At 72.3% G+C, this 1,723-nt stretch carries 2 protein-coding genes; both read right to left on the reverse strand.

Features of this window, described 5'->3' with window-relative positions; translation table 11 throughout:
- Positions 1-529, reverse strand: a 529-nt coding sequence (locus ACWF94_RS40010) for a TerD family protein (protein ID WP_453500138.1), incomplete at its 3' end; no start/stop codon positions are given.
- 185 nt (positions 530-714) lie between these two features.
- Positions 715-1,293 carry a TerD family protein gene (locus ACWF94_RS40015; RefSeq protein ID WP_453500140.1) on the reverse strand — a complete coding sequence of 193 codons (579 nt, stop codon included), beginning with the start codon at positions 1,291-1,293 and terminating at the stop codon, positions 715-717.
- Between the last annotated feature and the right edge of the window lie 430 nt (positions 1,294-1,723).

The following is a 1,723-nucleotide window of genomic DNA, read 5'->3' on the forward strand; positions in this document are numbered from 1 at the left end:
GCCGCTGGATCTCCGCAGCCTTCTCCCGGGCGCCGGCCAGCCCCTGGTCGGTGAAGAGCTGGGCGAGTCCGCCGTCGTATCCCTGGCCGACCGCGCGGACCTTCCAGGCGCCCTGGCGGCGGTACAGCTCGACCGCGACCACCGCGCTCTCGGACTCCAGACCGGTGATGGTGAAGGTGGCGACCTCGTTGCCGTCCGCCTCGACGACGGCGAGGAAAGGTGCCGCCGACGCGCCGAAGTGGGCCGGGCCGCCGGCCGCGTCGGGAAGCGCGAGCAGGACGTTCACCTGGTGTACGGCAGGGGGCACCGCGTTCAGATCGACCGCGAACCGGGGCGCCTCGGTGGCGCCCCCGGGGACCTCCACGCCGGGCAGCACCGGAGCGCCGGGGTGCGCGACCGCCCCGTCCGCCCTGCCCCCTTCATCGGAACAGGTGGCACAGGCGACGACCGGATGACCGGCCGACACCCTGATCTCCAGGCGGGTGTCGGGCAGTGGATGGTTCTGCCCCCGGACCAGCTCGGCCGTCATCGCCTTGTCCCCTCGGTGCTGTGCGGTAGTGCGCGGCGGTCGGTGCCGATCGGTCCGCCCCTTTCCGCGCGGTGCTGACAAGCGGTACAGCTCCCGGGGCCTGCTGCCTCCGGGAGCTGCTGTCCTTCGGCCTTCCGCCGGCCGTACGGCATCCGCTGGAGGTCGTACGGCCGGGCTCGCCGCGCCTACAGGTGCGGCAGGATCGCGGGCATCAGGTCCTGGAAGGTGCGGCCGTTGGCCGGGTTGCCCAGGGCGGTCATCTGCCAGCCGCCGCCGACGCGGTGGACCTTCGCCATGATCTGCGCGGTGTAGTTGCCGCCGCCGTCGAGGGTGTAGCGGGCCATCTCCTGGCCGTTGGTCTCGTCGACGATGCGGCAGAAGGCGTTCTGCACCTCTTGGAACGTCTGGCCGGTGAAGGAGTTCACCGTGAAGACGATCTGGTCGATATGGACCGGCACGCGGGCGAGGTCGACGAGGATCGCCTCGTCGTCGCCGCCCGAACCGGCGCCGCCGACCAGGTTGTCCCCGGTGTGCTTCACGGAGCCGTCGTCGCTGACGAGATGGCGGAAGAAGACCACGTCCACCGGCTGCTTGTCGGCGAACAGGACGGCCGAGGCGTCCAGATCGATTTCCTTGGTGCGCGAGCCGAAGAGACCGCGGCGAGCCGCCGCCTGCCAGCCGAGCCCCATCCGCACCGCGGTGAGGGTGGCTCCGTCGCTCTTCTGCAGGCTGATGGCCTGACCCTTGGTCATATTGACCGTCACGCGCTTGTCCCCTTCTCCGTGATCAGTGATAAGTGATGAGTCGGTGTGAACCGCCGCCGCTCACATGTGCGGCTGTCCCAGCACCCTACGCAGTCGCGTCAACGGTCCGGCACAGCTGGCCGGTTTTTGTGTCGTTCTTGCAACACAGCAGGTGCGCGCCGTGCACCGGGCGCACGGCACACCGCGCCGCCACCCCACACCGCACCCCGCCGGACGGCCCGCGCCGCACCCGCCGCGCGGCCCGGGGAAGCCGGCGCGCGGGCTTGGGGAAGTCGGCGGACGGACCGGGGCGCACCCGCCACGCGAGCTGGGCGCAGCCACTGCACGGTCCCGGCGCAGCCGCCACCCCACGGGCCCTGGCCGCCGGCTTCCACGGGCCCTGGCCGCCGGCTTCCCGGGGAAGGGGCCCGGCCCGGGACACCCGGGCGGC

Source organism: Streptomyces sp. NPDC055078 (genome assembly GCF_053607985.1).